General features: G+C 38.5%; 22 protein-coding genes. 11 read left to right on the forward strand and 11 right to left on the reverse strand.

The features are described 5' to 3' along the window. Window positions 1-116: 116 nt before the first annotated feature. A complete protein-coding gene (yajL, locus tag ACWPWK_RS13650; protein ID WP_109371722.1) occupies window positions 117-734 on the reverse strand; it encodes a protein deglycase YajL in 618 nt (205 codons plus the stop codon). Then, window positions 703-1,623, reverse strand: coding sequence for a 2-dehydropantoate 2-reductase (panE, locus tag ACWPWK_RS13655; protein WP_109371720.1), 921 nt, complete (start codon window positions 1,621-1,623; stop codon window positions 703-705). The genes yajL and panE overlap by 32 nt, the downstream gene beginning before the upstream one ends. A 225-nt stretch (window positions 1,624-1,848) precedes the next feature. Between panE and ACWPWK_RS13660 the strand changes: the two genes are divergently transcribed. Continuing rightward, window positions 1,849-2,340, forward strand: a complete 492-nt coding sequence (locus ACWPWK_RS13660; RefSeq protein ID WP_109371718.1) for a YajQ family cyclic di-GMP-binding protein — start codon at window positions 1,849-1,851, stop codon at window positions 2,338-2,340. Between the two features lie 71 nt (window positions 2,341-2,411). On the opposite strand, the gene ACWPWK_RS13665 is transcribed toward ACWPWK_RS13660, so the two are convergent. The 7 genes from ACWPWK_RS13665 to ACWPWK_RS13695 all read right to left on the reverse strand — a co-directional run bounded on the left by ACWPWK_RS13665 (window position 2,412) and on the right by ACWPWK_RS13695 (window position 10,002). Then, window positions 2,412-3,782 (reverse strand): MFS transporter, encoded by a 1,371-nt coding sequence (locus ACWPWK_RS13665; RefSeq protein WP_109371716.1) that lies wholly within the window; start codon window positions 3,780-3,782, stop codon window positions 2,412-2,414. A 173-nt stretch (window positions 3,783-3,955) separates the two neighbouring features. Further along, window positions 3,956-4,840, reverse strand: coding sequence for a heme o synthase (gene cyoE / locus ACWPWK_RS13670; RefSeq protein WP_109371714.1), 885 nt, complete (start codon window positions 4,838-4,840; stop codon window positions 3,956-3,958). A gap of 11 nt (window positions 4,841-4,851) precedes the next feature. Next, window positions 4,852-5,184, reverse strand: a complete 333-nt coding sequence (locus ACWPWK_RS13675; RefSeq protein ID WP_006535101.1) for a cytochrome o ubiquinol oxidase subunit IV — start codon at window positions 5,182-5,184, stop codon at window positions 4,852-4,854. Continuing rightward, complete coding sequence (locus ACWPWK_RS13680; protein WP_036932890.1) at window positions 5,184-5,795, reverse strand: cytochrome o ubiquinol oxidase subunit III; 612 nt, start codon at window positions 5,793-5,795, stop codon at window positions 5,184-5,186. The genes ACWPWK_RS13675 and ACWPWK_RS13680 overlap by 1 nt, the downstream gene beginning before the upstream one ends. Further along, a complete protein-coding gene (gene cyoB / locus ACWPWK_RS13685) occupies window positions 5,795-7,777 on the reverse strand; it encodes a cytochrome o ubiquinol oxidase subunit I (protein WP_109371712.1) in 1,983 nt (660 codons plus the stop codon). Before cyoB ends, ACWPWK_RS13680 begins: the two co-directional genes overlap by 1 nt. 4 nt (window positions 7,778-7,781) lie before the next feature. Then, window positions 7,782-8,732, reverse strand: a complete 951-nt coding sequence (cyoA, locus tag ACWPWK_RS13690) for a cytochrome o ubiquinol oxidase subunit II (RefSeq protein ID WP_109371710.1) — start codon at window positions 8,730-8,732, stop codon at window positions 7,782-7,784. 496 nt (window positions 8,733-9,228) lie between these two features. Beyond that, window positions 9,229-10,002 carry a nucleoside-specific channel-forming Tsx family protein gene (locus ACWPWK_RS13695; protein WP_416303208.1) on the reverse strand — a complete coding sequence of 258 codons (774 nt, stop codon included), beginning with the start codon at window positions 10,000-10,002 and terminating at the stop codon, window positions 9,229-9,231. A gap of 352 nt (window positions 10,003-10,354) precedes the next feature. Here ACWPWK_RS13695 and dbpA point away from each other — a divergent pair, with 352 nt between their 5' ends. Beyond that, window positions 10,355-11,728 carry an ATP-dependent RNA helicase DbpA gene (dbpA, locus tag ACWPWK_RS13700; protein WP_109371706.1) on the forward strand — a complete coding sequence of 458 codons (1,374 nt, stop codon included), beginning with the start codon at window positions 10,355-10,357 and terminating at the stop codon, window positions 11,726-11,728. Window positions 11,729-11,808: 80 nt separating this feature from the next. Here the strand turns inward: dbpA and ampG are convergent, their stop codons facing one another. Next, window positions 11,809-13,329, reverse strand: a complete 1,521-nt coding sequence (gene ampG / locus ACWPWK_RS13705) for a muropeptide MFS transporter AmpG (RefSeq protein ID WP_109371704.1) — start codon at window positions 13,327-13,329, stop codon at window positions 11,809-11,811. A gap of 56 nt (window positions 13,330-13,385) precedes the next feature. Continuing rightward, window positions 13,386-13,964, reverse strand: coding sequence for a YajG family lipoprotein (locus ACWPWK_RS13710; RefSeq protein ID WP_109371702.1), 579 nt, complete (start codon window positions 13,962-13,964; stop codon window positions 13,386-13,388). Window positions 13,965-14,304: 340 nt separating this feature from the next. Between ACWPWK_RS13710 and bolA the strand changes: the two genes are divergently transcribed. From bolA to ACWPWK_RS13755, 9 genes are all read left to right on the forward strand, one after another. Further along, window positions 14,305-14,619, forward strand: coding sequence for a transcriptional regulator BolA (gene bolA / locus ACWPWK_RS13715; protein WP_109371700.1), 315 nt, complete (start codon window positions 14,305-14,307; stop codon window positions 14,617-14,619). Between the two features lie 321 nt (window positions 14,620-14,940). Further along, window positions 14,941-16,245, forward strand: a complete 1,305-nt coding sequence (gene tig, locus ACWPWK_RS13720; protein WP_023580863.1) for a trigger factor — start codon at window positions 14,941-14,943, stop codon at window positions 16,243-16,245. Between the two features lie 257 nt (window positions 16,246-16,502). Continuing rightward, a complete protein-coding gene (gene clpP, locus ACWPWK_RS13725) occupies window positions 16,503-17,126 on the forward strand; it encodes an ATP-dependent Clp endopeptidase proteolytic subunit ClpP (protein WP_109371698.1) in 624 nt (207 codons plus the stop codon). A gap of 146 nt (window positions 17,127-17,272) precedes the next feature. Continuing rightward, a complete protein-coding gene (gene clpX / locus ACWPWK_RS13730) occupies window positions 17,273-18,544 on the forward strand; it encodes an ATP-dependent protease ATP-binding subunit ClpX (protein ID WP_023580862.1) in 1,272 nt (423 codons plus the stop codon). A gap of 259 nt (window positions 18,545-18,803) precedes the next feature. Next, the gene (lon, locus tag ACWPWK_RS13735; RefSeq protein WP_109371696.1) at window positions 18,804-21,164 is read left to right on the forward strand and encodes an endopeptidase La; all 2,361 of its coding nucleotides are present in this window, start codon (window positions 18,804-18,806) and stop codon (window positions 21,162-21,164) included. Between the two features lie 214 nt (window positions 21,165-21,378). Next, window positions 21,379-21,654 carry a nucleoid-associated protein HU-beta gene (hupB, locus tag ACWPWK_RS13740; RefSeq protein WP_036911695.1) on the forward strand — a complete coding sequence of 92 codons (276 nt, stop codon included), beginning with the start codon at window positions 21,379-21,381 and terminating at the stop codon, window positions 21,652-21,654. A gap of 476 nt (window positions 21,655-22,130) precedes the next feature. Further along, entirely contained in the window at window positions 22,131-24,008 is a 1,878-nt protein-coding gene (ppiD, locus tag ACWPWK_RS13745) for a peptidylprolyl isomerase (protein WP_109371694.1), read from the forward strand. 289 nt (window positions 24,009-24,297) lie between these two features. After that, window positions 24,298-24,669, forward strand: coding sequence for a ComEA family DNA-binding protein (locus ACWPWK_RS13750; protein ID WP_232805415.1), 372 nt, complete (start codon window positions 24,298-24,300; stop codon window positions 24,667-24,669). A gap of 262 nt (window positions 24,670-24,931) precedes the next feature. Continuing rightward, on the forward strand, window positions 24,932-25,336 hold the full coding sequence (locus ACWPWK_RS13755; RefSeq protein WP_099074223.1) for an acyl-CoA thioesterase: 405 nt from the start codon (window positions 24,932-24,934) through the stop codon (window positions 25,334-25,336). Window positions 25,337-25,484 lie beyond the last annotated feature (148 nt).

Genomic DNA, 25,484 nt, shown 5'->3' on the forward strand with positions numbered 1-25,484 from the left:
GAAGAAATAACGACTGAAATAGGTCTTAAAAATTAATCCCCAACTAATAAATAATATACCTATTAATAAGATAAATGAATTAGGTGGGGATATTTTGTTATGAGTGTACAGTTTATCTATTTATCCCCAAACCCTGTAAATTCATCTTGATAATTATAAATACCGGGTGGTAATACAAGCTGTTTGGCAACATCTGCTGCAGCTTCTTTGCCTTTTAAGCGTTCGATAATTTTTAGTGCAAAATCGATAGATGTTGCTGGAGCTTGGCTAGTAATTAAGTTAACTCTTTCATCATAATAGACGCGATAATCAACCCATTTTTTCGATGAGATTTTATCTTTTAAGGCAGGAAAACCCGTCATATTGCCGATGGGAAAAATATTATGAGATTCAAGGATCATTGCGGGTGCTGCACAAATCGCGGCAACAAGCTTATTTTCACTGTGCATACGACGTACTTTCTCAACGACTAAAGGACTATCTCTTAAGGTTTCAGTGCCTTGCAATCCACCAGGTAGAATAATAACGTCATAGTGGTGATCGACAACACGAACTAAGGGGGCATCTGCGACAAGTTTTATGCCTCGTGAACCTGTAATTATAAGTTCATCAACATCATCTTCTGCACTTGCAAGCACGACATTAATACCTGCCCTTACCAGCAAATCTGCGGTAGTCACGACTTCGGTTTCTTCACTTCCATTAGCTAGGCAGATGAGCGCTGATATGGTCATAATTGCCTTCCTGTTGTTTAATAAATTGAAAAAGGTGGTTATTTTCTGGCAATACAAGCCCTTGTTCTGAAGCTCGGCGTAATAAATAACCCGTAATATAGTCAATCTCTGTATGGCGTTGATATTTCACATCTTGATACATAGAAGAATAATTATTTGCTGTTTGTTCTATTGTATCAATAATATAGCCATGAAGATGGGCTTGAGATGTTGGTACAACACCTTCACGTTCCATCACTAGATAAACTTCATCGCATATTTTTTGAATATGTTCAGGATAACGCAATAAATCCCCATTTCGGCATTGATAATAAACGGTAAGAGGGTTGATAACACAATTAACAGCAAGTTTTAGCCAACTAATTGTATGAATATCATTGTGCCAAGCGACATCGGGTAAAGCATGATGCAAGGTTTCTGCTAAATAGCTATATTGTTGAGCTGTATGATTTAATGGGCCTATATGTGTTATTCCTGTTGCGGTATGAATAACATCTTGCCCTTGTTGATAAGCACCATGAGTAATGATGCCTTGTAAGATAGGTCTGGATATAGAGTGCTGTGTTGCTGTTAATTCATCTGCTGTTCCCATGCCATTATGAATTAATAAGATAGGACATTGTGCAGAAAGATAAGGCAATAGCGCATTAACCGCATCTGAAACTTGCCAAGATTTTAAGCAAACAATTAATAATTCACTCTGTTTTAACCATTCCAGTTGATTAGCGATAATGCGCTGATAAAAAGGCTCGCCATTAATATTATCAACACTCACGTCTAAAAAAGGCTGAGGTATTCTTAGCCAACCTTGTACTTCATGAGATTGACGTGTTAAAGCTGCAACCCAAAGTTTACCAATCGAACCACACCCTAAAACGGTAATTTTCATTGTGCCTCTTTTTGCAAATCGTAATAGCGTAAGGTGGCTACTGACGGTCATTAGACTATTTAGCTAAAATTATAACATTGATTACACTTCTCTGTTTAAAGTATGTTTGCGCTTTACTGTAAGAGGAAATTAAAGGGATAAATTTGTTATTGAATGTGCAATGCTTTTTTGCAACCCTAAAAGAAGCTATTATTCGGGTTGTATTTATTTATTGAGGAAGAAAGAATGCCATCTTTTGATATCGTATCTGAAGTTGACTTACATGAAGTGCGTAATGCGGTGGAAAACGCACAACGTGAACTGACTACTCGTTGGGATTTTCGTAATGTTGAAGCAAGCTTTGAATTAAACGAAAAATCAGAGTCAGTGAAAACGACCAGTGTATCTGAATTTCAGGTTCAACAATTATTAGATATTCTGCGTGAGAAAATGGCAAAAAGAGGGATTGATGGTGCGGTATTAAATATCCCTGAAGAGATGACTCACAGCGGAAAAATGTACAGCGTAGAAGCCACCTTAAAACAAGGTATTGATTCAGCATTAGCGAAGAAAATTGTTAAGCTGATTAAAGATAGTAAATTGAAAGTACAAGCCCAGATCCAAGGCGAGCAAGTGCGTGTTACAGGTAAATCCCGTGATGACTTACAAGCTGTGATGAAATTAGTAAGAGAAGGTGAATTAGGGCAACCTTTCCAATTTAACAACTTCCGTGACTAATTGTTTATCCATTGAGTCATAAAAAAATGCGCTGAAATAAACAGCGCATTTTTATTTGGATTTATTGATATTTAAACAGAAGACACTAAAGATTCTAATGTTGCTCTTGGTGTTTGTTTAGTATCAACCTTGATATAAGCACTCTGTTCATCCGCCATAATCACAACTTCATTAACCCCCGGTTGTTGCTTAAATAATTGTTGTAGTTGCTGTTGTTGGCTTGAAGATAGATTTTCAGGTAATTCAACGCGTAAGCTACTGACATAAGAGGGTTGGCGTAATGTTAGGCTAATGAAAAACCAAATAATGCCAATCATTAAACAGCCTAAAAATACAATTTGTGCACTATAATGCTGGTAAAGCCATCCTCCTAAAATTCCGCCCAATGCCACACCTAAAAATTGGCTGGTGGAATAAATTCCCATAGCTGTACCTTTATAACCTGCTGGCGCTTCTTTACTGATTAATGAAGGAAGAAGGGCTTCCATAATATTAAAGCCAATAAAGAAGACCTGAATACCCGCAATAATTAACCATAAGCTAGAGCCTGAAATAATAAGAATTGCCTGAGCCACAATCAGTAAGAAAATACAGAATAAGAACACTTGTTTCATTTTTCGTTTCTTTTCTGCATAGATAATAAAAGGTAATACTGTAATAAAGGCGATAAGCATAGTGACAAGATAAACAATCCAATGTGTCTCTTTTGCTAAGCCAGCTTCACTCATGACAAGAGGAAGCGCAACAAAGGCTGCCATTAATAAAGTATGTAGAGAAAAAATACCGGTATTAAGCTTAAGAAGTTGTGCATCAAATAAGACTTTTTTGACACTGCCACGGACAAAACCAGATTCTCGATTAAGAATATGATGTTCACTGTTCGGTACAGTAAAAAGCGTAATAATAATGCCACCAAAGGCGAGCAGGGCAATGCCCCAAAAAAGACCTTGTAAGCCGAAAATATGCGTTAAAATAGGCCCTAAAACTAAGGCTAAAGCGAACGTTATCCCAAAGCTAATACCAATAAAGGCCATTGCTTTTGTTCTATTTTGTTCCCGCGTTAAATCAGACAATAAAGCCATTACTGCTGCTGAGATAGCCCCAGCCCCTTGCAATGCTCGTCCAATAATAATGCCGTAAATATTGTCACTAAGTGCAGCAATCAAACTACCAATAATAAAAATAATTAAGCCGAAAACAATTATCGGTTTTCGGCCGAATTTATCAGAGAAAATACCAAAAGGGATTTGGAATACCGCTTGTGTTAATCCATAAATACCGATGGCTAATCCGATGAGTGATTCTGTTGCGTGTTGTAGTTGAAGCCCATAGGTGGTTAAAACTGGGAGTACCATAAACATGCCAAGCATGCGAAGAGAAAAAACAGTGCCTAGTCCCCATGTTGCTTTGCGCTCTAATGGGGTCATTTTATTATCATTCATGGATTACCTCGTATTACTGATATCCCCATTGTAATGGCAAATCTTGGCGAGGTTAATCAATAAATAGGATACAAAAAAGACAAAACTGTACTGATATCATGTGTAGTCATAAAAGAGATAAAAAAATACCAGTCAGAAGGCTGACTGGTATTTGGGTTACTTTAGTAAATACATTATCTTAGATACGCAAGAACCGCTTCTGTTGAGCTTGTTGGATCAACAGACATCATTACGCTTAATGAAGTGATTGCGACAATAGAGAAAATAAATAATTTTCGTGCCCACACAATATCATTGGTTGCTTTGTAACCAGATAAAGCCATGCCTAACCACCAAATACTAACGGCTGAAGCTACAATCAGGTATTTATAACCCGCGTAACCCACTAATGTCAGCATTAAGGTTGCAATCATAAACGCCAGAATATAGAGAATGATATGACGTTTAGCGACTGAGATCCCTTTAATCACAGGTAATACAGGGATATTTGCAGCTTGGTAGTCTTTAAAACGGAAAATAGCAATGGCATAAGAGTGAGGCATTTGCCACAAACTAAAGATAAGTAATAGGATTGCCGCGCCTGCATCAAATTCACCGCTAACGGCACAATAACCGATAACAGGCGGTGCAGAGCCAGATAAGCTTCCAATCAGTGTGCCATAAACAGATTTACGCTTCATATAGAGGCTATAAACCCCAACATAAATAATAAAACCGAATACAGCGATAAACATTGCAAGTGGGTTGGCTGCTACATAGAGCAGCACAACACCTGCAATACCTAAAACTGAGGCATAAATCAGGCTAACTTGAGGGTCAATTAATCCTTTAACTAATGGACGATTCTTCGTTCTTTCCATGATACGGTCAATATCACGGTCAATGTAGTTGTTAAAAACACAACCAGAAGCAACGACCAGAGACACCCCAAGTAGAGTCGCGAAAAATAGGGAGTAATCAATCTCACCCTTAGAAGCGAGAAGAAAACCACCTATTACAGAAATTAAATTTCCGAAAATAATTCCTGGTTTGGTGACTTGTAGGTATTGCTTAATCATAGCGACAACTCTTAATCCATCATCATATTGATGTTCAGGTTGTACATAATCCACAACGAGCCTACGACAACAATGCCGATAATAAGCAGTGTGAACAGGAATGCGACGACGTTCCAGCGCTCTTCTGATGACGTATTCATATGCAAGAAGCAGACTAAGTGAACCACAATTTGCACAACTGCCATACCGACAACAGTCCATAGAATTGTTGCTGGTGTTGCTGTTCCTTCCATCACCATCCAAAATGGAATAACGGTGAGGATAACAGACAGAATAAAGCCGATCAGATAAGACTTCATGCTGCCGTGGCTTGCGCCTGAAGGAGAAGTATTTGGATGACTCATTACATCGCTCCCATCAGATAAACTACGGTGAACACACAGATCCAGACAACGTCAAGGAAGTGCCAGAACAGACTTAAACAGCTTAAACGAGTGCGGTTAACTTCAGTTAAACCACGGCGTGATACTTGGATCATCATAATAACAATCCAAATTAAACCCGCGGTTACGTGAAGACCGTGCGTTGAAACTAATGCAAAGAATGCAGATAAGAATGCACTGCGATCTGGGCCATAACCTTCTGCTATTAGCTCATGGAATTCGTAAACTTCCATGATGACGAAACCTAAGCCGAATAAGAAAGTCACAAATAACCATAGATTAACTTGGCTAACGCTACCTTTATTCATGCTCAGCATAGCGAAACCAAAAGTGATACTACTAAATAGCAGTAAGAAGGTTTCAACTAAAACAAACGGTAAGCTAAAAATCTCTTTACCTGAAGGACCATCCGCAATCCCGTTAACAAGCACCGCATAAGTGGCGAATAAGCTGGCAAACAGGATAAGGTCGCTCATTAGGTAGATCCAGAAGCCGAAAACTTTTGTCGCTCCTGCATCGTGGTGCCCATGATGCTCATGGGCGTTTGTGTTATTTACAGTTTGAGTAGACATTATTTCACACCTGCTTTTTTCAGTTCTTCATAATGCTTATTCTCGAGAGCTTCAATTTCAGGTACTTGGACATAGTAATCCACATCTGTATCAAAGCTTTTCACGATCCAAGTGACAATCATGCCAGCGAAACCAACGATAGCTAACCACCAGATATGCCAGATCATGGCAAAACCAAGGACTAAGCTAAATGCTGAAATAATTACACCCGCGCCTGTATTTTTAGGCATATGGATAGGTTCGTATTTAGCAGGACGCTGATAAGCTGTGCCTTTTTCTTTCTGATCCCACCACTCATCACGAGTTTGAACATTAGGTTCAACGGCAAAGTTATAGAACGGAGCAGGTGAAGAAATTGACCATTCCAGAGTACGTCCACCCCATGGATCACCCGTTAAATCACGGTTTTGATCACGGTCACGGATACTCACGTAGATTTGAACAACTTGGCAAGCGATACCGATAGCAATCAGTGCAGCACCACCAGCCGCAACAAGCAGCATTGGGTTAAATTCTGGATTGATATTTTGGCTTAAACGACGAGTCATACCCATAAAGCCAAGAATATACAGTGGCATAAAGGCCATAAAGAAGCCGATAAACCAGAACCAGAATGCACGGATACCCCATTTTTCATTCAGAGTGAAACCAAATGCTTTAGGGAACCAGTAAGTCATACCAGCGAAACAACCAAATACTACACCACCAATAATGACGTTATGGAAGTGAGCGATTAAGAATAAGCTGTTATGTAAAACGAAGTTTGCACCCGGAACGGCTAACAGAACCCCAGTCATTCCCCCAACAGAGAAGGTGATAAGGAAACCTATAGTCCACAGCATTGGGCTTTTATATTCGATACGACCTTGATACATCGTAAACAGCCAGTTAAAGATTTTAACCCCTGTTGGTATAGCGATGATCATCGTGGCGATACCGAAGAAGGCATTGACGTTGGCGCCAGAGCCCATGGTAAAGAAGTGGTGTAACCAAACGATAAATGACAACACGGTAATAACGACAGTTGCACCAACTAAAGAGGTATAACCGAATAACCGTTTTTTAGAGAATGTTGCTGTAACTTCAGAGAACACACCAAATACTGGCAGAACGAGGATATAAACTTCTGGATGACCCCAAGCCCATACAAGGTTGATGTACATCATCATGTTACCGCCCATATCATTGGTAAAGAAGTGCGTACCAAGATAGCGGTCTAAAGTTAACAGCGTAATAGTGACTGTTAAAATTGGGAATGCAGCAATAATTAGGACGTTAGTACATAAAGCCGCCCAAGAGAATACTGGCATTTTCATCATGCTCATACCCGGCGCACGCATACGCAGGATAGTCGCGAAGAAGTTAACCCCTGTTAGAAGCGTACCAATACCGGATATCTGTAAACTCCATATCCAATAATCGACCCCGACTCCTGGGTTATACTCCAAGCCAGAAAGTGGTGGATAAGCTAACCAACCTGTTTGTGCGAATTCACCAATACCTAAAGAAAGGTTGATTAGTACCACACCAACTACAAAGAACCAGAAGCTCAGTGAGTTAAGGAAAGGGAAGGCCACATCACGAGCACCAATTTGCAAAGGTACAACAAGGTTCATCAGACCCACAACAAAAGGTGTTGCCATGAAGAAAATCATGATAACGCCGTGTGCGGTAAAAATCTGATCATAGTGATGAGGTGGTAAGAAACCCGCTTCACCTGCGGAGGCAAGCGCTTGTTGGCTTCTCATCATAATCGCATCGGCAAAGCCACGGAACATCATGACCATTGCAACAATGATATACATAATACCAATTTTTTTATGGTCAACACTGGTTAACCATTCGCTCCATAACCATTTCCATTTACGGAAATAAGTTAAAGCGCCAACAACAGCAAGTCCACCAAGAACAATACCGAGTAAAGTGACTACGATAATGGGTTCATGTAGCGGGACTGCATCGAGAGTTAATTTTCCGAACATGCCTTTATTCCTCTGCTCCTGCATGCGCCGCATGGCTCATGTTCATATTCATTGTTGCATCAGCATGTGCTGTCTGATTGCCACTGGTGTGAGCGCCATGACCTGTGTGACCAAATTTAGAAATGGTCTCTTGGAATAACATTGGCTTCACGCTTGAATAGTAGGTCACTGGATTTTTCTGGCTTGGTTTAGCAAGTTCATTAAATGCAGCGGTCGTATTTAACGTATCTGACGATTGTTTGACTTTTTCAACCCACGCATCGAAACCGGCACGATCAGGTGTCGCAATCGCTGTAAATTTCATATCAGAGAAACCGTGTCCACTATAACTAGCTGACATACCTTGATATTCACCAGGTTCATTAGCAATTAAGTGTAATTTAGTCTGCATTCCTGCCATCGCATAGATTTGTCCACCTAAGCGAGGGATAAAGAATGAGTTCATGACAGAGTCAGAAGTGATTTTGAAATTAACAGGAACATTAGTAGGGAAAGCCAGTTCATTAACTGTTGCAATACCTTGTTCTGGATAGATAAATAACCATTTCCAATCCATTGAAACAACTTCAATGGTGACAGGTTTTTCTGTGGACTCTAATGGTTTGTAAGGATCAAGCTCATGGGTTGTTTTCCATGTAATCGTTGCCAAAATCACAATAATGATAATTGGCACAGTCCAAACGACAAGTTCAATTTTATTTGAGTGAGCCCAGTTTGGGCGATAGGTGGCTTTAGTATTAGATTCACGGTAGCGAAAAGCGAAAACAATCACCATCAGTATTACCGGTATCACAACAATTAACATTAAACCAAGCGCAATGAGGATTAATGTTTTTTGCTCAGCGCCGATAGCGCCTTTGGGATTCATTAACGCCATATCACAGCCACTTAATAGAAGAGCTGCAACTAATAGCGAAAGTGTCCCAATACTTTTTATGTATTTCATAAGTCTCATCCAACGACCCAAATGACAAAGGTTCTATTGTTGTTTCATCAGTATCAGTAAGGACATTTTACGGTAAGGTTGCGACAGTGTAAACAATTGTAATGGTAAGTAAGTGGTTGGTTAGTCTTTTGTGTTAATGTGATCACAAGTAATCAAACTATTAAATAAATGTTAATTTAATTATTGCGTATTAACTATAATTTCATAAAGTACCATGTTTTTAAAATAAATACATATTTTTACAAATAAAAATGCAGTAAAAAGTGTAAGAAAACGTATTTTGATTAAAAAAGTAACAAAATAGAGGTCGGAGGAGAGTTGATAGGTAAAATCCTTTTTATCTTGATGTTTAATATCTATATTTGATGCTTGTGTGATTTTTAATATGGGCAATTAGTGATTTGATGAATGTTTGTATTCAATGAGAAAGTTTTTCATTAAGTGATAAAAAGAGGTTACAGCGAATAAAAATGCTTTCGCTGTAATAAAAATTAACAATTAGCGATCAAAAATTATACTTCAAGCTATATACAATGCCATCTTGCAGAAAATCTTCGCCTAGCTTTTTATAAGCATAACGATATTGAATACCCGTAGTAATAGAGGTCGTTGGATGCCACCAAAAAGCTAAAGCGCCATTGAACCCATTTTGCCCGCCATTGCCGTAACGCTTATGACGACTAAATTCCATTTCATGCCAATTGCTAATGCTAAATTTCTGATCTCTAATGGAAAAATCATATCCAGCAACCCAACCAACGACGTAGCCATTATTTCCTGAATAATAAGTTTGATCGACATAATGAAGCGCAACGAATGGTTTAAACCATAAATTATCAATTTGTGTGTTATAGCCTAGACCGTAAAGCGTATTAACTTCATGGAAGTTGCCACCGTTTTCTTTTCCTGGAAGTGACCATGTGCCGTAAACATGCCCGTATAAATTAAAAGGACTTTCACCTAAATAAATACGGCTTGTTGCTTTAACGGTATAACGTTGATTATCACCCGGTTGTGTTTTCCGAGGATTAAGTGGGTTTTCTAGATCAAAGAAGCCATAAAACTCGCCCCATGAAAAATTGGCACCACCTTCAAGTTCTAAATAGGCAAAATCATCTTTATGAGAAGATTTCCCTGTTTTGTGTGTTGTATGAGAAGTCCAATCAAGATAATTGATGCTGGTATTAGCGAATCCACCTAAATAGCTAGCTTGAGCTGATAAAGAAAGTGTACTTGCGATGGTTAATAAAAATGTTTTTTTTATCATGATTAATCTCAATTAAATTTAATGAAATAATTTTACGGTGAATTTGTTTTTTAATATATTTTGAAACTATAACCTATTAATTTGAAATTTACAGATTATGATTTTGAAATCTAGATCTATTTCTAGAATATTAAATTGATAATTAAAAGTAGGAATTTTAGTATTGTTTAGTTTATTTTTATTATTTTATCTGTTTTGAATGGATTGAGCGCTTAATAACTGTTTTTTTTGGCAGGGAAAAAAGAAATTAAAAGAAGAAAGAAAAATATGTAGTAAAAGTCGCGTAAAAATACCTCACGACACAAGAATAAAGGGATAGTATCATTAACCAATATTCGTTTTTATCTTACTTGGAATTTTCATTGTGACCTCATTTGCTGAACTTAACGCACTTCCTGCTGAACAACTCGCTAACCTTAATGAATTGGGTTATCTCACTATGACTCCAGTTCAAGAAGCCGCTTTGCCCGCTATTCTTGAAGGAAAAGACGTTCGCGCTCAAGCAAAAACAGGCAGCGGTAAAACAGCTGCTTTTGGTTTGGGACTTTTGCAACACATTGATGCAAAACAGTTTAATACTCAATCACTTATTTTATGTCCAACGCGAGAACTTGCTGATCAAGTTGCAAATGAATTACGTCGCCTTGCTCGTTACCTTCCAAATATCAAAGTATTAACGCTGTGTGGTGGCGTTCCATTTAGTATCCAGCGTGATTCATTAATACATGCTGCACATATTATTGTTGCAACACCAGGTAGATTGCTTGATCACCTAAAAAAAGAGACTGTCACTTTAGATGATGTGAAAACATTGGTATTAGATGAAGCAGACAGAATGTTGGATATGGGATTTTTTGATGATATCAACGATATTATTTCTCGTATGCCAACGGAACGTCAAACGTTACTCTTTTCTGCAACTTGGCCAAATGAGATCGCAGCAATTAGCCGTAAAATTCAGCAAAATCCAGTAACTATTGAAATAAACTCTGTTGATGAACTTCCTGCTGTTGAGCAGCAGTTTTATGAAATATCTCGTCATGGAAAAATAGGATTGCTGCAAAAGCTGTTAAGTCGTGAGCAGCCTGCCTCTTGCGTTGTATTTTGTAACACAAAGCGAGATTGCCAAGATGTGTATGAAACACTGACAGAAAGCAACCAAAGTGTGCTTGCTTTACATGGCGATATGGAACAAAGAGAGCGTGACCAAACGCTGATTCGCTTTGCTAATGGGAGTTGTCGTGTATTAGTAGCAACAGATGTTGCAGCTCGTGGACTTGATATTAAAGCGTTAGAAATGGTGATTAACTACGAATTGTCGTGGGATCCTGAAGTGCATGTTCACCGAATTGGCCGTACAGCCAGAGCGGGTGAAAGTGGATTGGCGATTAGCTTTTGTGCACCAGAAGAAATTCAGCGTGCTAACGCTTTAGAAGAGATGCTTCATATGAAGATAAATTGGCTACCAGTACCTACTGGGCTACAAATTACGCCTCTTGAAGCAACAATGGCAACATTATGTATTGATGGTGGTAAAAAAGCCAAAATGCGCCCAGGTGATATTTTAGGCGCATTAACGGGTGATATGGGTTTCAATGGTGCCGATATTGGTAAAATTATGATCAATCCAACACATGCTTATGTTGCTGTGAAACAATCTATTGCAAAACAAGTCTGGAAACAGCTGCAACAAGGTAAAATCAAAGGTAAGGCAGTAAAAGTAAGATTGTTTAGATAAATTATCTTTACTAAGAATACAAAAAAGGACAGCTTAGGCTGTCCTTTTTTCTGACGAATATAGTGAAGAAAGCAACAAGATTAGTGTGTTGTTTTCTTAAGGGCTAAATAATCTAGGATTGTGCCAAAGACAAGGCTTACCGCACCAACAATAACACCATATAAAAAGAGTGTTGAAGCCCAAGAACTTAATCTATCAGTATCTATTGATTGAATAAAATTGACAGACTGGAACATTTCTAAAGTTGGTAGTGAATTTGTGATCACAAGAATTAAACTACAAAGAAAGAAAAGAACAGTCAGCATCAAACCATAAATAGCAAAACGGTATTGTTTAATAAACAAAGTTCTTCTAAGGAATTCACCTGTTTTTTGCGTATAAATAAGTGTGTTTTCCGAAATCAACAGCAAGATAAGACCGGGTACAGAAGCAACAATAGAAAAAAGGTAAAATGCTTCCCAACCATGGCTTTCAACATACCAGCCTGCAACTGGGCCAACATAAACACGACCAATTGCAGAGAGAGCCGAGAGTAACGCAAATTGTGTTGCTGAAAAGGAGAGATGACAAAGTGTCATTAAGAGGGCAACAAATGCTGCTGTTCCCATACCGCCACAGATATTTTCAAATGCAACTACTGCACCCATGCTATAAATACTTTGCTCAGAAATAGCTAAATACCAATAACCGATATTTGAACCGCCTTGCAAAATACCAAAAATCATCAGTGCTTTAAATAAACTCCAACGGCGCATTAATAAACCACCTAGTAATGCCCCAACAATCGTGGCGGCAAGCCCAAGTGTTTTATTCACTAATCCTACTTCACCAGCATCAAATCCAGCACCGCGGATCAGAAAAGTAGTACTTAAACTTAGGGCAAAGGCATCACCCATTTTATACAGCACAATAAGCAGTAAAATTAGCCAAGCATTATTACGAGAGAAGAACTCATATAAAGGCTCAATAACAGCTTCATAGAGTGTACGTGGTGGCTTTACGGTGGTTTCTGGCTCTTGGGCAAGTAATGTGGCAATAATACCAATACCCATTAAGGCAGCCATTAACCAGTACATGTTTTGCCAGCCAATATATTTATCCGCTAACCAAAGCGCCATTCCTCCAGAAACAAGCATTGCTATGCGATAGCCTAATACAGAAACTGCAGCACCAGTACCACGCTCATCGGCTTTTAAAATATCGGTTTTATAGGCATCAAAAACAATGTCTTGTGAAGCGGAACAAAAGGCAACAATGACAGCTAAAGAGGCAAGCCACCATAAATGGTCGTTAGGATTTAAAAAGCCCATCCCTGCAATACCAAGTACTAACCCTATTTGAGTGAGCAACATCCATCCTCGGCGTCGACCAAGAAAAGAAGGGGTATAGCGATCCATAAAGGGTGACCAGAGGAATTTAAAAACATAGGCTTGTCCCACCAATGAGAAAAAACCAATGGTTTTTAAATCGATGTCTTCTACTGTCATCCAAGCTTGTAATGTACCCGCTGTGAGTGCCAGAGGTAATCCAGAAGTAAAGCCAAGTAATAGAAGAATAAATGATTTATACCAAGTGGTTTGTTTGAAGGTGGGCTGAACCATGCAAAAATTCCTTTCAACGACCTGTTTGAGATAACAGGTCGTTTATTCTAATAAAATTAACGGGCGTTAGATTTGATAAATTGACTGACTGAAGCGTCTTTTGCCATATCGCTAACGAGTTCACTTAAGACATTGTTAATCGCGGCGGCAATTTTCTCATTAGTTGCACCAAATGGACCTTGAACATTGTAGCTAGTACGGAATGTTTTGGTATTAGAACTGCCATTCGGTAAGGTGACGATAACTGAAATATCCGCTTTTGCACTGATATTATGACGAACACTTCCTTCACCCACATCTGCACTGAGTTTATTGATGACAATAATCACATCAGCAGAAGCAGGAGAACCTATCATAAAACCACGCGCTGCCATTTGCTTTTGTAGAACTTCTTGCATTAAAAATGCAATGTCACGAGATGGAACAAGGATATCTAATTTACCGTTACGGTTGATTTCCGCTAGATTTTTTGATGCACGTTTGTCTTGGCTAGAAATATTCAGTGAAATAGGGCGCATCGTTGGATCAGCCGCAGGAACTGACATCGTGGGCTCAATAGATAATTTGTTACTAGGAGTTGCACAACCTGAAAGCAGTGTTAATGCAAAAACAGCACAGAGTAAATTTTTAATCATGAGGTAATCTCGGTTAAATATGTCTGTTGTGTTAACAAGTAGAATAGGCTTCAAACTTTAGCCTATCATACCACTGCTGGTAGGTTGCTAATATCCCCTTAACGAACGAAATTATCTGATTTTATCAATTGATTTTATTTCAAATTACTCTCATTTTTGCTCATGTATTTGACAATATTCGGTCAATGGTTTTACTCAAGATGAAAAATAAGCGATTATCATCAGCAAAATTAAAAAGAATAAGCCCATCATTTTGTATTGATAACGACTAAATCGATATAGTCTGGTTGACTTGTTTTTGGTTTGCCGTGGTATAAAGGCTAGAGTATTAGGGGCAGAGATGATCCGTGATGATATTGAGAATAAGCTGATTTCACGCTTTTCACCGCATTTTTTACAAGTAATAAACGAAAGCCATCGCCATAATGTGCCCGAAGGCTCTGAAAGCCACTTTAAAGTCATTATCGTTTGTGATGATTTTAATGAGAAACGTAGTGTTTCGCGCCATCGTGATGTGTACCAAACATTAGCTCATGAAATGGAAAATGGTGTTCATGCATTAGCATTACACACTTTTACTTTGAGCGAATGGAATGAACAGCAGGATAAAGCATTGCGCTCTCCTGGGTGTCGTGGCGGAAGCCAAGAAGATTAACAACCTTATCGTTAATCGTGAGTAAATAGATCCTAAGATGCGTATTTTTTGTTCTTTATAGAGGGAAAAAGGGGTGAGTTGCTCGATTTTATGAAAAAATTGAGGAATAAAACGGCTCTTTCTCGACTCAACCCCTCTAGATCGTTATAATGTCGCGTCTAATTTTCAGTAAGGTTTCGGGATGCTTCTGATATCAGGGATCCTCGTTTTTTTAAATGTGGCGGCCCCGGTTCTGAAAGGAAAATAAACCTAAACATGTCAATATCATGTTAGTTTCCTTTAAAGTAGACCGAGCACTAAAACTTATTTTGAGGTAACAAGATGCAAGTTTCTGTTGAAACGACTCAAGGCCTAGGGCGTCGTGTCACAATCACCGTACCAGCCGCTGATATCCAAACTGCTGTAGACAGTGAACTGAAAAAAGCTGCTAAAACTGTTCGCATTGATGGTTTCCGTAAAGGTCACGTTCCAATGTCAATGGTTAAACAGCGTTACGGTATGTCAGTGCTGAATGATGTTCTGGGTGATCTGATGCAGCGTAATTTCATTAACGCTATCATCGAAAATAAAGTAAACCCAGTTGGCGCGCCTGACTACAAACCAGAGCAATACAAAGAAGGTGAAGACTTTGTTTACTCTGTAGAATTCGAAGTTTTCCCAGAAATCGAACTGAAAGATCTGGAAAGCATTGAAGTTGTAAAACCTGTTGTTACTGTTAAAGACGAAGACGTTGATAACATGTTAGAAACACTGCGTAAGCAACAAGCAGAGTGGAAAGACAAAGACGGCGAAGTTGCAGCAGAAGATCGCGTAACTGTTGATTTCAACGGTTCTATTGACGGTGAAGAATTTGAAGGCGGAAAAGCTGAAGATTTCGTACTGGCAATGGGTCAAGGTCGTATGATCCCAGGTTTCGAAGAAGGCGTTATCGGTCATAAGGCTGGCGAAGAATTCACAATTGATGTGACTTTCCCAGAAGATTACCACGCTGAAAACCTGAAAGGTAAAAAAGCACAATTCGCTATCAACCTGAAAAAAGTTGAAGAGCGTGAACTGCCAGAATTAACTGAAGAGTTCATCAAGCGTTTTGGTATTGCTGATGGTTCTGTTGATGGTTTACGTGCTGAAGTACGTAAAAACATGGAACGTGAACTGAAAAATGCAATCCGTACTCGTGTTAAATCACAAGTTATCGATGGCTTAGTTAAAGCAAACGAAGTTGACGTACCAGCAGCCGCTGTTGACAGTGAAATCGAAGTTCTGCAGCGTCAAGCAGCTCAACGTTTTGGTGGCGACGAGAAACAAGCACTGCAATTGCCTCGTGAACTGTTCGAAGAACAAGCTAAACGTCGTGTAATCGTTGGATTACTGTTAGGTGAAGTGATCAATAGTAATGAACTGAAAGCAGAAGACGACCGTGTGAATGCACTGATCGACGAAATGGCTTCAGCTTATGAAGATCCATCAGAAGTTGTTGAGTTCTACAACAAGAACGAGCAACTGATGAATAACATCCGTAATCTTGCGTTAGAAGAGCAAGCGGTAGAAAAAATCTTAGCAAATGCTAAAGTAACTGAAAAAGAAACTAACTTCACTGAACTGATGAACGAAGTTCAAATGGGTTAATTCTTAACCGCGAATATCGGTTTTAAGCAAAAACCCGTGGTTTTTACCACGGGTTTTTTTCAGTTTGTATATATTTATCAAATTTTGCCTTGAAATTTGAGCGATTATCTCCAGATAATTCTATATTCTCTTTATCACTCCTCGCGAGGCGCCTTGAATGTCTTGTGAGAGATTAGATCATTAGAAATGGTCATGATCAATTATCTCAAGTAAAATTGTTGTCATTGGCACCAATAAGAATGCAATAGGAGACAGACATGTCATTTAACGACACACAGGAACAATTCGCACCTAATATGGCTCTGGTGCCGATGGTTATAGAGCAAACTTCGCGAGGAGAGCGTTCTTACGACATTTACTCACGTTTATTAAAAGAACGTATTATTTTCCTGACTGGCCAAGTTGAAGATCACATGGCTAATCTTATCGTTGCTCAAATGCTATTTTTAGAAGCAGAAAACCCAGAGAAAGACATCAACCTGTATATCAACTCACCAGGTGGCGTGATTACAGCGGGTATGTCTATTTATGACACCATGCAGTATATCAAAGCAGATGTGAGTACCATTTGTATGGGACAAGCGTGTTCAATGGGCGCTTTCTTATTATCTGCTGGTGCGAAAGGTAAACGTATTTGCTTACCTAACTCTCGTGTGATGATCCACCAACCATTAGGTGGTTTCCAAGGTCAAGCAACAGATATTCAAATTCATGCTCAAGAAATTTTGAAAGTAAAATCTCGTATGAATGAGCTAATAGCTCAACATACAGGTAAATCTATTGAAGAAATAGAAAGAGACACTGAGCGTGATCGTTTCTTATCCGCTAACGAAGCGTTAGAATACGGGTTAGTGGATAAAGTCTATACTCAACGTGGCTAATCATTACACGTTGTAATAGCAATTGAATTAACACGTTTCCTTTGCTATAGAATCGCGCAAAGGAAACGGCTATTAATATCTCTATGTAAAAAGTCTTTCTTCTTCTTATTAATTGAATAAGAAGAATAACTAAGTGAGGTTGACTGATGACAGATAAGCGCAAAGATAGCTCAGGGAAGCTTCTGTATTGCTCTTTCTGCGGTAAAAGCCAGCATGAAGTAAAAAAATTGATCGCTGGTCCGTCGGTTTATATCTGTGATGAATGTGTCGATCTTTGTGTTGATATCATTCGTGAGGAAATAAAAGAACTGGCGCCTCATCATGAACGCAGTGAATTGCCAACGCCACATGAAATCCGTAAGCACCTTGATGACTATGTTATCGGTCAGGAATTGGCTAAAAAAGTTTTGGCTGTTGCCGTTTATAACCACTATAAACGTCTGCGTAATGGCGATAAAGCCAATGGTGTTGAGCTGGGGAAAAGTAATATTTTGCTGATTGGTCCTACTGGTAGCGGTAAAACGTTATTAGCAGAAACATTAGCACGCTACCTTGATGTTCCTTTTACTATGGCAGATGCCACAACGCTGACAGAAGCGGGTTATGTGGGTGAAGATGTTGAAAACATCATTCAAAAACTGCTACAAAAATGCGATTACGATGTGCAAAAAGCACAACGTGGTATTGTTTATATTGATGAAATTGACAAGATCACCCGTAAATCTGAAAACCCATCAATCACTCGTGATGTGTCTGGTGAAGGTGTACAACAAGCATTATTGAAATTAGTTGAAGGCACTGTGGCTTCTGTGCCTCCTCAAGGCGGGCGTAAGCACCCACAACAAGAGTTTTTACAAGTTGATACTTCTAAAATCCTCTTTATTTGTGGTGGTGCATTTGCTGGACTCGATAAAGTTGTCGCACAACGTTTAAATACACATTCAGGTATCGGTTTTGGTGCAGAAGTTAAAAGCCAAAAAGAGAAAGCTAGCGAAGGTGAATTATTAGCTCAAGTTGAGCCAGAGGATCTGATTAAATTTGGTCTTATCCCTGAATTTATTGGTCGTTTACCTGTTGTTGCAACACTCGGCGAATTAAACGAAGAAGCGTTAATCCAAATCTTACAAGAACCTAAGAATGCACTGACTAAGCAATATCAGGCATTATTTAAATTAGAAGGTGTAGATTTAGAATTCCGTAAGGAAGCGCTGACTGCGATTGCGAAAAAAGCCATGGTACGTAAAACGGGTGCGCGTGGTTTACGTTCGATTGTTGAAGCAGCATTACTTGATACGATGTATGACCTTCCTTCATTTGAAAATGCAGAAAAAGTGGTCATTGATGAAGGCGTTATTAATGGAAAATCTGAGCCACTGATTATTTATAGTCAGCTAGAAAATCAAGCGTCTGGTGAATAATACATCGTAATTTGGCAATGTCTCTTGTCTGACATTATCTAGTTTTCTCTCAAAATAAGAGGGAAATTTAAGATAAGGCGCGCCAACGCAATAAAAATGAGGGAATTTTCCCTCATTTTGTTTTTTTAATGGGTAAGGCTATTGAATGTCAGAAAAGTGCCCTTATATATTTTGACAATCCGTGGAATTAATTTTATTTGGTGACATGCGAATAAAATTACCTGTAAAAGCGTTAAGCTAAAAACGAAGAGAGAGCTCTATGAATCCTGAGCGTCCAGAACGTATTGAAATACCTGTATTGCCATTACGTGATGTCGTTGTATATCCGCATATGGTGATCCCGTTGTTCGTTGGTCGTGAAAAATCTATTCATTGCTTAGAAGCTGCGATGAACGACAACAAACAAATTATGCTGGTTGCGCAGAAAGATGCATCTACTGACGAACCAGGTGTTAATGATCTTTTTTCTGTTGGTACAGTTGCGTCTGTATTACAGATGCTAAAACTGCCTGATGGAACAGTGAAAGTACTTGTTGAAGGTATTCGTCGTGCCAAAATTACGACGTTATCTGACAATGGTGAATACTTTCAGGCGAAAGCAGAATACCTTGAAACGCCAGCCGTTGATGAGCGCGAACAGGAAGTCTTAAATCGTACAACGATTAATCAGTTTGAAGGTTATATCAAGCTGAATAAAAAAATTCCGCCAGAGGTATTGACCTCATTACATGCTATCGAAGAATCAGCGAAATTAGCAGACACTATTGCTTCTCATATGCCGCTGAAATTAAAAGATAAGCAAGCTGTACTTGAAATGTCTGATGTCACCGAACGCCTTGAATATTTAATGGCAATGATGGAATCAGAAATCGATCTGCTACAAGTTGAAAAACGCATTCGTAACCGCGTTAAAAAGCAGATGGAAAAGAGTCAGCGTGAGTATTATCTCAATGAACAAATGAAAGCTATTCAAAAAGAATTAGGTGAGATGGATGATGCACCTGATGAAATGGAATCGCTGAAACGTAAAATCGACGCTGCTAAAATGCCAAAAGAGGCAAAAGAAAAGACAGAAGCGGAACTTCAGAAATTAAAAATGATGTCGCCAATGTCAGCAGAAGCCACGGTTGTGCGTAGCTATATTGATTGGATGGTTCAAGTTCCTTGGAATAGCCGTAGCAAAGTTAAAAAAGACTTAGTGAAAGCACAAGAAGTTCTTGATACTGACCATTACGGTTTAGAACGTGTTAAAGAGCGTATCCTTGAATATCTCGCGGTACAGTCTCGTGTTAGCAAAATTAAAGGGCCAATCCTGTGTTTAGTTGGACCTCCAGGTGTGGGTAAAACCTCGCTGGGTCAATCTATTGCTAAAGCAACTGGCCGTAAATATGTTCGTATGGCGTTAGGTGGTGTGCGTGATGAAGCTGAAATCCGTGGTCACCGTCGTACTTACATCGGTTCTATGCCAGGCAAATTAATTCAGAAAATGGCGAAAGTTGGCGTTAAAAACCCTCTTTTCCTGTTAGATGAAATTGATAAAATGTCATCAGACATGCGAGGCGATCCGGCTTCTGCGCTGTTAGAGGTGTTAGATCCAGAACAAAACATCGCATTTAACGACCATTATCTGGAAGTTGATTACGATCTGTCTGATGTGATGTTCGTGGCGACATCTAACTCCATGAATATACCGGCACCGTTGTTAGATCGTATGGAAGTTATTCGTTTATCAGGTTATACCGAAGACGAAAAACTGAATATTGCTAAACAACATTTGTTACCAAAACAGATTGAACGTAATGCGTTAAAACCAAGTGAGCTGACAATCCATGACAGCGCAATTATGGGCATTATTCGTTATTACACGCGTGAAGCGGGTGTACGTAGTTTAGAGCGTGAAATTTCTAAATTATGCCGTAAAGCAGTAAAACAACTGCTAATGGATAGCACAATCAAACATATTGAGATTAACGAAGATAATCTCAAAGACTACTTAGGTGTTCGTAAAGTTGATTACGGTCGTGCTGACACAGAAAACCGAGTAGGGATGGTAACAGGACTTGCATGGACAGAAGTTGGTGGTGATCTACTGACTATTGAAACAGCAAGTGTACCAGGTAAGGGCAAGCTGACATTCACCGGCTCTTTAGGTGAAGTCATGCAAGAGTCTATTCAAGCGGCAATGACGGTAGTTCGTGCTCGTGCTGATAAACTTGGTATTAATAGCGATTTCTATGAAAAACGTGATATGCACGTACACGTTCCTGAAGGCGCAACACCAAAAGATGGTCCAAGTGCAGGTATCGCAATGTGCACTGCATTGGTATCAAGCCTAACAGGTAATCCTGTGCGTTCTGATGTTGCAATGACGGGCGAAATTACGTTACGCGGACATGTCTTGCCAATTGGCGGACTGAAAGAAAAGTTACTTGCTGCACATCGTGGTGGAATTAAGACAGTTCTTATCCCTGATGAAAATAAACGTGATTTAGAAGAAATTCCTGAAAATATTGTTGCTGACTTGGATATTCACCCTGTGAAAACAATTGAGGAAGTTTTATCGCTAGCCCTGCAAAACTCGCCGTTTGGCATGGAAGTTGTGACTGATAAATCACACTAAAGAGTGATATTAGTCATAAATAATAGCTAAAAAAAAGGCTGGATAAGTAATAAAAGCTTGCCAGCCTTTTTTTGTGTCGCTAATTTAATGGGGATTTTAATTAAAAATGCTGTTTTATCGGTCTTGCTATATCTAAAAAGGCTTGATATAACGACGTTTGCAAAATTTGCCATTAATGGTGAAAAATAACGCATAAAATTATGGGGATGAAAGCGTGAATAAAACTCAACTGATCGACAAAATTGCTGCAAATGCAGATATCTCAAAAGCGGCAGCAGGTCGTGTTGTAGATGCTCTGGTTGCTTCTATCACTGAATCTTTACAAAAAGGTGATGATGTAGCATTAGTAGGTTTCGGTACTTTCACTGTACGTGATCGTGCAGCTCGTACAGGCCGTAACCCACAAACAGGTAAAGAAATTCAAATTGAAGCTGCAAAAGTTCCTGCATTCCGTGCAGGTAAAGGCTTAAAAGACGCAGTTAATCAATAATAGTTGAACTTATTTTCTGCCAATTTGTTATTAGCTTAACGTTATGGGTAAACAGAAAACGACTCAATTAAAAAATGAAGCGCATCTTTTTGAGATGCGCTTTTCTTTTTTAGGTTATAAATCACGATTAAACCTTGTATTCTCTGGCGATAAGACGTGAAACTGAAGTAGTCATTTGATAGAATGGCGCGTTGTTCTATAACTGAAATAGACAACAATGAATGATTCAGTGGTGAGTTAAATGGTTATCGTAATCAATGAATCAAATAATGCTGTTTAGTTTTTTTTTAGTTATAGAAAGTGCGTGTTAAGACTGCGCATTAATACGGGACTGGCTGTTTTTAATGATTGTCGCGTGTCGTGACATTTTGATATTAAGCCAGCATGGGCATATTATCTTTTCGCTGTGCTCAAAATAGTCGTGTAACACCCATAAAAAATAATTTTTATTTCACCAAACGGAGCCTCGTCTCGTTATGATGGACAACATTCGTTCCACTGCTAATAATCCATTTATAAAGATATTATTAGCTGTGATCATCCTCTCCTTCGTCCTAACTGGTGTGGGCGGATATCTCTTTAGTTCAGGCGTTAATGATGCTGCTGAAGTTAACGGATATAAAATTAGCCGTTCTCAATTAGAGCAAACTTATCAGCAACGTCGTGCTCAATTACAACAAGATATGGGTGAAAATTTTGCTGCTCTTGCTTCATCAGAAGAAGGTCAGAAACTTATTCGCCAACAAGCGCTTGATTTACTGATCAACCAAGCATTACTTGATCAATTTGCACAAAATCTGGGTATTTCAGCCGGTGATCAGCAAATTAGAGATGCTATTTTTGCACTTCCTTACTTTCAAACTGACGGCAAATTTGACAATAAAAAATATGTCGATTTATTGAAAGGCAATAATATTGATGCAGATGCTTTTGCAGAAGGTATTCGTCAAAACCTTATTAATCAGCAATTAAAATTTTCTATCCAAGGTACGGATTTTGCCTTAGATAGCGAAGTTAAAGAATTTGCGGGATTAATGCTACAAAGCCGTAATGTACGTTTAGCATCATTAGACATTCAGCCATTCCTTGAAAAACAAACGGCATCTGATGAAGAAGTGAAAGCGTTCTATGAGCAAAATAACCAAATGTTCATCGCGCCAGAGCAATTTAAAATTAGCTATATCCAATTAAATGCTCAAAAAGATTTTAATAAGATCAACATTACTGATGAAGAAGCAAAGGCTTACTACGATAGTAATATTGATGAGTTCACGGCAGCAGGACAGAAACAGTACAGCATCTTAGTCTTAGCTGATGAAGCAGCAGCTAAAGCGGCAGAAGACGAGCTGAAAAAAGGTGCTGATTTTGTTTCGTTAGTGAAAGAAAAATCTATTGATAGTTTCTCTAAGAAACAAAATGGTTCTTTAGGTTGGATAACTATTGGACAAGAGTTACCAGAGCTGGCTAATGCAAGTTTGACAGAAAAAGGTCAAATTTCTGAACCTGTTAAAATCAGCAATGGCTACGCAATTTTCCGCCTTGATGATGTCAAACAATCTGTTGTAAAACCATTTGATGAAGTGAAAACAGATTTACTGGCAAAAATGCGTGAAAATAAAGCAATTGATGATTTCTTCGCATTACAACAAAAAGTGAGCCAAGCTGCATCTAATGACAACGACACACTAGTTCCTGCTGCAAATGCGGGCAACGTGACCGTGGTTAATACTGATTGGTTTGATGAAAATACGGTTCCTGCACCATTAAATAATGAAAAACTCACCCAGTTAATTTTTGGTGGTTCATTAGTGGATGAAAATGGCCCAACAGGCATGAATTCAGACATGGTGACGTTAGGTAATGACAGTGCATTTATCGTGCGTGTAGAAGGTTACAAGCCTTCAGCAACCCAACCATTAGACAAAGTACGTGATCAAGTTGTTATGCTGGTTAAACAGCAAAAAGCATCACAAGCAATGAATGCAGAAGCCCAAAAACTTTTAGCCGCATTAAAAGAAGGTAAAGGCGAAGAAGCACTGAAAGCTGCTAACATTTCGTTTGGCAGTGAAGAAAGCATTGTTCACTCATCTGCAACAGATGTAGTACAAACCGCGATTTTCTCTATGCCAAAGCCAGCTGAAGGCAAAAAAGAGTATGGCATGACTAATGTACCAGGTACTAAAGTTGTCCTTATTCAATTAGATAGCGTAACAGACGGCAAACCAACATCTGAACAGCTAGAGTTTATGACTAATCTCTATCGTGCTCAGATGGGCGAAGAAGCGTTACAACTTATGTTACGTGACCTAAAAGATAACGCTAAAATTGAAATTTTTGATAAAGATTATCAATAATCGAATTTGAGTTATTACATTGAAAACCCAGCATAAAGCTGGGTTTTTTTATGGCTGCTATTCTTGATAATTGAAGCAAATGCTTCGCTTTTCTAAAAATTCATATTTGAGAGCAAGCCCGACAATTTTTTGTAATGCTTCTTTTATTCATTTTTATTTTTCCTGCTTTCTCGCAGTTCTCTTTTTATACAATTGATGATTTATCAGTATATTGGCATTCTTTTTCTGCATTCAGAAATCTCTGTTTGCTATTGAATTTAAAATTATTGAATAAAAGGAAATTATGATTATGAAAATGGATAAAAAAATGTTGTCAGGTTTTATGGCTTCTATCTGTCTTGCTTTAGGATTAGGGCTTTCTCCTTTCTCTTATGCAGAAGAAACACCAGCTTCAACACCAACAGTTTCTATTGAAACTCACTCATCTGTTGCTCGTGATGCTAAAGAAAACAAAGCCAGTGCAGAAGGTAAAGTTAATTTAAATACAGCAACAGTAGATGAACTAATGGGATTAAAAGGGATCGGAAAAGCGAAAGCGCAAGCCATTATTGATTACCGCGAACAGCTAGGGCGTTTTACCTCTATTGATGAACTTGAAAAAGTTTTTGGAATTGGTATGAAGTTAGTTGATCAAAATCGTGATTTTATCGTTATTAATTAAGGTATTCATTCTTATACGATGTTGAGTATAAGTGATAGCAGAAACGTGAATATTGATTGAAAATCTCCGTGTTTCTCTTTGATTTTTATTTTGATAAGAGAAACACGTTTTCTTAGCGTTTTCTTTGTTAAAAGAAAACGAGATAAACCTATATCAGAAATTACTAAATTTATTTTCTTGGCTATATTTATGGTATCGCAAAAAAACTTTATAAAAACTTTATAAAAAGTTTATTAGAATAATCAAGAGGTAATAAATTGATATGAGTACGTTAATTAAAGTTTATGGCTTTCATTTAGATGTTTTTGAACATGTGAATAATGCGCGTTACCTTGAGTTTTTAGAACAGGCTCGATGGGATTGGATTGAGCAACATTTAGATTTTGATTGGTTTAAGCGCAATGGCTTGGCATTAGTGGTTGCTAATATCAATATCAATTATCGCTTACCTGCAAGTTTAGGTGATGAGCTACTTATTGATTGTGATGTTGCTGAAGTGGGAATTAAAAGTGGCGTACTTTCTCAAAAGATTGTGAGAAAAAAAGACGGTGCGCTTATCTCTGATGCATTAATTACTTTTGTTCTTGTTGATATCAATACCAAAAAAGCACTGACATTAACAGAACAGTTAAGAGAGAAGCTTGAATATGTACGTCAATCATCCTAATACACAAAGAGAGTATTAGAGAGCTCTCATTAAATGCTTTCAGGCTAATCTAAGATGATTTAATGCAGTGATAGTGCTGGTGAATTATCACTGCATAAGTGAATAGAATGCCAGGTAGCAGTGATAATTAATAAGGTAATTCCAATGA

It is taken from the genome of Proteus sp. Marseille-Q3619 (genome assembly GCF_965283115.1).

Bases quoted from the DNA above. Each gene is read 5' to 3' on its own strand.
- tig (WP_023580863.1), top strand. From the start codon at position 14,941: ATGCAAGTTTCTGTTGAAACGACTCAAGGCCTAGGGCGTCGTGTCACA.
- clpX (WP_023580862.1), top strand. From the start codon at position 17,273: ATGACAGATAAGCGCAAAGATAGCTCAGGGAAGCTTCTGTATTGCTCT.
- cyoE (WP_109371714.1), bottom strand. From the start codon at position 4,840: ATGATTAAGCAATACCTACAAGTCACCAAACCAGGAATTATTTTCGGA.
- ACWPWK_RS13710 (WP_109371702.1), bottom strand. From the start codon at position 13,964: ATGATTAAAAATTTACTCTGTGCTGTTTTTGCATTAACACTGCTTTCA.
- panE (WP_109371720.1), bottom strand. From the start codon at position 1,623: ATGAAAATTACCGTTTTAGGGTGTGGTTCGATTGGTAAACTTTGGGTT.
- cyoA (WP_109371710.1), bottom strand. From the start codon at position 8,732: ATGAGACTTATGAAATACATAAAAAGTATTGGGACACTTTCGCTATTA.
- bolA (WP_109371700.1), top strand. From the start codon at position 14,305: ATGATCCGTGATGATATTGAGAATAAGCTGATTTCACGCTTTTCACCG.
- ampG (WP_109371704.1), bottom strand. From the start codon at position 13,329: ATGGTTCAGCCCACCTTCAAACAAACCACTTGGTATAAATCATTTATT.
- cyoB (WP_109371712.1), bottom strand. From the start codon at position 7,777: ATGTTCGGAAAATTAACTCTCGATGCAGTCCCGCTACATGAACCCATT.
- ACWPWK_RS13675 (WP_006535101.1), bottom strand. From the start codon at position 5,184: ATGAGTCATCCAAATACTTCTCCTTCAGGCGCAAGCCACGGCAGCATG.
- clpP (WP_109371698.1), top strand. From the start codon at position 16,503: ATGTCATTTAACGACACACAGGAACAATTCGCACCTAATATGGCTCTG.
- ACWPWK_RS13665 (WP_109371716.1), bottom strand. From the start codon at position 3,782: ATGAATGATAATAAAATGACCCCATTAGAGCGCAAAGCAACATGGGGA.
- yajL (WP_109371722.1), bottom strand. From the start codon at position 734: ATGACCATATCAGCGCTCATCTGCCTAGCTAATGGAAGTGAAGAAACC.
- ppiD (WP_109371694.1), top strand. From the start codon at position 22,131: ATGATGGACAACATTCGTTCCACTGCTAATAATCCATTTATAAAGATA.
- ACWPWK_RS13680 (WP_036932890.1), bottom strand. From the start codon at position 5,795: ATGTCTACTCAAACTGTAAATAACACAAACGCCCATGAGCATCATGGG.
- ACWPWK_RS13750 (WP_232805415.1), top strand. From the start codon at position 24,298: ATGAAAATGGATAAAAAAATGTTGTCAGGTTTTATGGCTTCTATCTGT.
- ACWPWK_RS13660 (WP_109371718.1), top strand. From the start codon at position 1,849: ATGCCATCTTTTGATATCGTATCTGAAGTTGACTTACATGAAGTGCGT.
- ACWPWK_RS13755 (WP_099074223.1), top strand. From the start codon at position 24,932: ATGAGTACGTTAATTAAAGTTTATGGCTTTCATTTAGATGTTTTTGAA.
- lon (WP_109371696.1), top strand. From the start codon at position 18,804: ATGAATCCTGAGCGTCCAGAACGTATTGAAATACCTGTATTGCCATTA.